The 6280-nt window shown below is 35.3% G+C and carries 5 protein-coding genes; all 5 read right to left on the bottom strand.

The window, feature by feature from the left end; all coding sequences use genetic code 11:
• Nucleotides 1–21 precede the first annotated feature (21 nt).
• Complete coding sequence (gene umuD, locus U9P79_01215) at nt 22–468, bottom strand: translesion error-prone DNA polymerase V autoproteolytic subunit (protein MEA2103249.1); 447 nt, start codon at nt 466–468, stop codon at nt 22–24.
• Nucleotides 469–664: 196 nt separating this feature from the next.
• Entirely contained in the window at nt 665–3172 is a 2508-nt protein-coding gene (locus U9P79_01210; GenBank protein ID MEA2103248.1) for a two-component regulator propeller domain-containing protein, read from the bottom strand.
• Nucleotides 3169–4200 carry an MraY family glycosyltransferase gene (locus U9P79_01205; GenBank protein MEA2103247.1) on the bottom strand — a complete coding sequence of 344 codons (1032 nt, stop codon included), beginning with the start codon at nt 4198–4200 and terminating at the stop codon, nt 3169–3171. Before U9P79_01205 ends, U9P79_01210 begins: the two co-directional genes overlap by 4 nt.
• Nucleotides 4197–5375, bottom strand: coding sequence for a glycosyltransferase family 4 protein (locus U9P79_01200; GenBank protein MEA2103246.1), 1179 nt, complete (start codon nt 5373–5375; stop codon nt 4197–4199). The genes U9P79_01205 and U9P79_01200 overlap by 4 nt, the downstream gene beginning before the upstream one ends.
• The coding region (locus tag U9P79_01195) for a glycosyltransferase (GenBank protein MEA2103245.1) at nt 5372–6280 on the bottom strand (909 nt) is incomplete at its 5' end. The genes U9P79_01195 and U9P79_01200, both read right to left, overlap by 4 nt.

Below are 6280 nucleotides of genomic sequence, written 5' to 3'. Positions count from 1 at the left end.
CCATCTCCCTTTTCCCATTATTCAAACCCGATGAATTACGTGTGTTACCACACCCCAGACTGAAAATTCCATTTCTGGTGTTACTTCGATTGGATTAAATTCATCATTTTCAGGAATCAGATAATATTTGCCTTTCTTTACTTTCATTCGCTTGACGGTTAATTCTTCGTCAATTGAGGCAATAATGATATTGTTTGAATCTACTTGCACAGCTCGATCCACCACAAGCAGATCTCCTGAACGTATTCCGGCATTTATCATAGAATTTCCTTCGACTCGCAAAAAAAATGTTGCAGATGGATGCTGGATGAGATGTTCGTTCAGATCTAAAGTGGATTCTACATAATCGCTTGCCGGCGACGGAAATCCTGCTTTGATCTTTGTTTTTATTAATGGCAATTCTAGTGATTTACCAATTTCTGCCGAAAAAATCCGGGTGATAATTTTCTTTTCTTTTTTATTTTTCATATTAAATATTTTTTACCACCAAACACACGGAAAAACACGAAAAAGAATAGCTATAATTCTCTTTGATATATCGGTAGTTGTTAACATGTTTATAATTTATGTCACGGAGTGGTCCATGACACCTCAATCTCGAAGCCGTTACGGACCATTCCGTAATGAATTGCCAGAGTCGGCACGGACCACTCCGTGCCGAAATTTATCTTACTATCGCAAATTTACCAACAAGATAGTCCTTCTTATATTCCGATGAAACAACATAAAAATATACTCCACCGGCAGCTTCTTTTCCACCGTTTTTACCATCCCAGAAAAATCGCAGATGGTCGGACTCTTCAATCTCTGCAATTAGATCACCGGCAAAGGAATAAATAAATAATTTATTGTTTCCGGCTGGAAGTTTTTTATCGGGAGTTACTTGAAAATAGATGAAGTCATGCTTTTCGGGTTTGAACGGATTTGGAAAAACGCTCATCTCTGCAACTTCTTCGTTAAAAGAATCATCATTAATACTAATTCCGATATTCAAAGCGCACAATCCTTCGTTTGTCCCTGCATACAATTTACCTGAATAAGGATCATAAGCAAAAGATAACACTCTGTTAGTAGGCAGATCGCTATTCTCTGTAGTAAAATTTGTGAAACTGAGGTTTGTAGGATCGAGCATAGAAATACCATAATCGGTAGCTAACCATTTTCTCCCATGTTGGTCAATAAAAATGTCATTTATGCAGCTTGATTTGCCGGAACCCAAACGTGATTCCGGATTTCCTTCTTCATCTTGAAAATAGTAATACCAAGGCTCCCAGGCATTTGTCTCCCAACGGAATATTTTTACATTTTCCGTTAAACCGTCAGTAAATTTGTACCAATCTTCCCAATATTCATCATACGTATAAAGCCCGTTATCACCTGCGGCATAAATTCCTTGGGTATTCCCAAATTCTTGCTTGACGATTTTTTTACAACAAATGTCATCAGTACCGTTAAACCTATCCCAAGGATCATTAGTAGAAGGAAATCCGGTACCTTCCCAATTGCTAATCCCATTCAAAAATCCACCAACCCAAACCATATCATCATTAATTAAAAGGGTTAACATATCTGCCTGATCACCGGGAGGTGGTACAAATTGCTCCAAAAGAGATAAATTGCTATCCACAATCGTTACTCCACCAGGTCCCCCGGCATAACCGCCAATCCACATATTTCCCTGTTCATCACCCTGCAGTAAAGAGGTTGAACCGCTAATGAGCCAATTCACTTCATTTTGTGAAAAAGTTTGCCAAACGGATTCGGTCTTATTCAATATAGAAACTGTATTTGCTCCACCCCAATGTCCAAACCAGATATTTCCAAATTTATCTTCGGCTAAGGAATAAACAGTGTTATTTCCAATTCCGGAATTTTCTGTTTTGTAATTGATCCACTCGGTTCCGGTAAATTTTGAAGTACCTTTTTTACTCGAGGGAGCCAGATTTAATCTACTGAATCCACACCATAGATTTCTCCTACTATCAAACATCAGCTCACCGATTATATTAGAACTAATGCAATTGCTTTTATTTTTTTCCCAGTGCCCATTCGAATAATGAAAAATGCCCTCTCCCCAAGATGCAGCCCAAATAGTTCCATTCGAAGAAATTTCAATATCCGAGATTTGATCATACAAAGAATCGCTGTGCGTCCAATGTTGGTAAGACCAATTATCTGATTCCAGACTAAATCGAGCTACCCCACTTGCATCGTCAAAGCGTTGGTTGAGTTGATCCCATTTACCAAACGCAGCCCAAAAGACCGAATCGTTTTCAACCTTCAAATCGGTTATTGATTGTGCAGGTAAAGGCGACACTTCCTCAAATTGAAAAGCGTTAGAATAAATATTATCTATTAGTGCAATCCCATTTTCAGAACCCAAATAAATTTTCCCATTATAGTATTCAATAGATTTTATTTTATTGTTGTCTAAGGGAAATTCGGGAGTATCGTCATTTATATGACCCCAATTCTCAGGAAACATCATCTCATCATAATCCACATTTACATAATTGATTCCATCGTCAGTAGCGATCCAGATGCGATTCGAATCATCAATTGTGATTGAGTTCACGTTGTTATTGGTAATAAATTCCGGATATCCGAAAGAATATAAAAAAGAATATTCTCCGTTTACAATGTCAAACATAATTAATCCGTTATCAGTTCCCACTAATATTTTACTTTCCGTATTAGCTATATCGAAAATAAAATTTGCATCTACACCTTGATTTTCCTGAATTACACTCAGAAATTCACCATTTTTATATCGGCTAATTCCATCTTCAAAGACCCCGAACCAGTATTCGTCCAGCGGTTCGATATAATGCACAGAATGAATCTCATTTCGTAATAACCCGTCATTTGTACACAGCTCGGAAAATGAACTATTATTTGTATCAAAGATACTCACCCCGCCCCATGTTGCTGAAAAAACCATATCCTGCTGAATAAATATCTGATGAATATGGGTCGTATTTGTATAAACCTCCCAATTATGCCTTTGCACTACTTCAGCCTCGTATGCAATTAGGGAAGAATGACCCAACATTAAAAACGAAAGCACCCAAAATGACACAAAAAATAATAAAGAAAATTTTTGTTTTGTCTTGAGTGATTTTGTGGATAAAGATGAAACTACTAATTTGATTATACTTAATGTATTTTTCATTTGAAAAATTCCTTTTTTACTATTTGATAAAAAATTATTAATGCAAACAGAGCAAAAATAACTAAGAGACTAAACAATATTTTTTGATTAATCATCATAAATCCTATAGATATTAGCCCTAAAAGAATTGTTAGGAAATATGCGATAAACACTACTGTTTTATACGAAAATCCCAAATCAAGCATTTTGTGATGGAGGTGACTTTTATCTGCCTGAAAAATACTCCGAGGTGTTTTCAACCTTCTGAATATTGCGTGAAAGGTATCAAAGAGCGGGATCATAAGCACGATTAGCGGCACTAATAGGGTAAGACTGGCTGCTCCCTTAAATTGAATATTACCGGCAATGGAAAGGGAGGCGATCGAAAATCCCAAAAACAAGCTGCCGGCATCACCAAGGAAGATTTCTGCCGGATGAAAATTGTATTTGAGAAATGCCAAGCAACTTCCCACAAAACAAAATGAAAAATAAGCCACAAATAAATTTCCACAAATAATGCCGGCAATTCCCGAAACTAAAAATACGATAGCAACTATTCCGGTCGCCAAACCGTCCAATCCATCAATAAGATTTATCGAATTCATAATTAGCAGATACCAAACCAAAGTTAGTGGAAAAGAAAAAACGCCGACAACTATTGATGAACCGAAAGGATTTGTAAGAAGATCAATCTTAAATCCAAAATAATACATTAAGATTACAATGCAACTTTCAGCAATCAATTTTTTCCAAGCACTATATTCGAATCTATCATCAAGCACCCCCAATAAAACTACTAGAAAGCCACCAATAAGGAAATAAACCGGCAATTTGCCCGAATTGAAAATTCCGGTTGTTACGAAAAGGATTTGCATGAACACTAATGTAAAAAATATTGAAATTCCTCCACTTTTGGGAGTTGACACAATGTGAACGCTTCTTTCACGAGGGTAATCAATATTCCCAATCAACCTTGAAAATTTACTATTCAAGGGAACCAGCAAAAATCCGATGGCAAATGCCGTAATTGTAATTCCGATATATATCATAACTTCTCTTGTATTAATTTTTTATATTGTTTACGATAATTTTCCACAAACCGTTTTACTGTAAACCTTTTCTGAAATTTTATTTTACTTTCTTTGCCCATCTCCTCTATCAATGTTTTATCTCTGGTAAGAAGAAGTATTTTTTCTTCCAAATCTTTACCTCTTTTCACATCCGCGAGAAAGCCATTTTTTCCCTCATCCACAAGTTCATTATTCCCTTTTATATTTGAAAGGATCACTGGTTTTGCTAACGAAAGAGCCTCGATAACAGAAAGGGATAATCCCTCCCAAAGCGAATATAAAATATATACATCAAATAATTTATTCCACTCCGGAATATTAGACTGCCAACCCGGTAAATTGATAGAATGAGCACAATCTGCATCCCCGATCATTTTTTTTGCTTGTGAAAACATTTCACCATCACCAACAAACACAAATTTAATTTTGTCATCTTGCTTGGTAATTCCAATCGCGATTTTAATTAATTTGAGAATATTTTTTTGCTTTGAAAATCTTGAGACACAACCGAAGATTATATCACTATTATTAAATCCCAAATCGCTTCTTTTAATTTCGCCTGTAGGCTTCAATGGTTCGATTCCGTTATAAATTGTGATGATCTTTGATCTTGGGATAATCTTTTTCTCCACCGCAACAAACCGCTCCGAATCATTAACCGATATGGCAAGATCGCAAAATAATGCACCAACCCATTCCAGAAACATAAAGAACAAACGTTTGGGAAAAGATTGGAAAGGATTGAAAGAAAAACCGTGTATTGTATGAATCACAATCGGTACGCCAGCCAATCTCGCAGCAATTCTACCGAGAAAACCAGTTTTTGAGGAATGGGTGTGAACGATATCAAACTTACAAATACGGCAGATTCTATAAAATTTCCAAAAAATTATAATATCATAAAGTATTATCTTCTGAACCAATCCGGATATGGGAAAATGTTTGATCTGCATATCATTAAGCTTTTCTACTAATGGTCCCCCGGGAGCGGAAGCAACGGAAAAAGTAAATTTTGGAGTAAAATATCTGTGACATTTTTCTTTGTTTTCTAATTCCAAATGCGAAATCAGATTTAGCATAACATTCTGCACGCCAGTAAGCAAAGGCAATAATTGAATATGAAGAATTTTTATTTCAGTTTTTGCGTTTTTCATTGTTCGTTATAAAGAATGCTTTTACCATCTATCTTAATATCCTCATTTCCAATCAAATCACTTCGCATGTAAGGAGAATTGCCTTTGTAGATAACCCGGAATTTAGGATTTTGAAGAAATGGTTTTAACAAGTCGGGATATTCTCCCAACTCGTGTGTATCATATTTTTTTAGATTTGGAATTTGCTCTTGAAAAACCTTTTGAGCAATTTCTTTCAAATCTACTGTTCCCCATTTTATTTGGGATTTTTCATAAATGTAATCAATAATCTTGGGATATTTTTTAAAATCGTTTTCGCTTCGCCATTTAGTCCAAAAATATCTATATATTATTCTATCTATTGGTTTTGCATATCCGATGTGTATAAAATAGACATCTAATATTCTTTCAACTTTATAAAACCAAGGGACTTTGAGATAGTCATAATCCCTGTTTTTTACATATTTTAATAAGGGATGAAAAGAATGGATATAACTTTCGGAATGGTATTCTCTATTCCTGCGAACGTGAAACAAATCAGAATAGAGATTAATTAGAAGTGGATAAATTAAATAATAATTTTTTTGATTTAAAGAAAGCAAATATTCTCGTAGATGGCTAATATTTCTTTTTCCATGCGTATAAGCAATGAAATCCCCTCCCCAACGAACGATCCAATTGTATGAAGTTAAAGATAGGGCTAAATTGCTAATTTTTCGAAAATCATTGGAATTATCTTCTTTCATGATAAGAGAAAATCGGAGCGAATCTTTAATTCTGCTTATTTCTCCAAGCGTGTTATCGTTAGAGCCGTTATCTACCACGATTACTTCATCGGCAAATGAATTCAAAGATAGCAAACAAGTTGCAATCCATTGCTCCTCATTTTTTACTAACATCATCACGCTTATGCCGATTTTTCTTTG

Source organism: Candidatus Cloacimonadota bacterium, from assembly GCA_034661015.1.
In the GTDB taxonomy this organism is placed as follows: domain Bacteria; phylum Cloacimonadota; class Cloacimonadia; order JGIOTU-2; family JGIOTU-2; genus JAYEKN01.
This window is presented reverse-complemented; position numbering and strand designations above follow the sequence as displayed.

What these genes read in the sequence shown, in the direction of transcription:
- U9P79_01205 (MEA2103247.1), bottom strand. Translation starts at nt 4,200, where the DNA reads ATGATATATATCGGAATTACAATTACGGCATTTGCCATCGGATTTTTG.
- umuD (MEA2103249.1), bottom strand. Translation starts at nt 468, where the DNA reads ATGAAAAATAAAAAAGAAAAGAAAATTATCACCCGGATTTTTTCGGCA.
- U9P79_01200 (MEA2103246.1), bottom strand. Translation starts at nt 5,375, where the DNA reads ATGAAAAACGCAAAAACTGAAATAAAAATTCTTCATATTCAATTATTG.
- U9P79_01210 (MEA2103248.1), bottom strand. Translation starts at nt 3,172, where the DNA reads ATGAAAAATACATTAAGTATAATCAAATTAGTAGTTTCATCTTTATCC.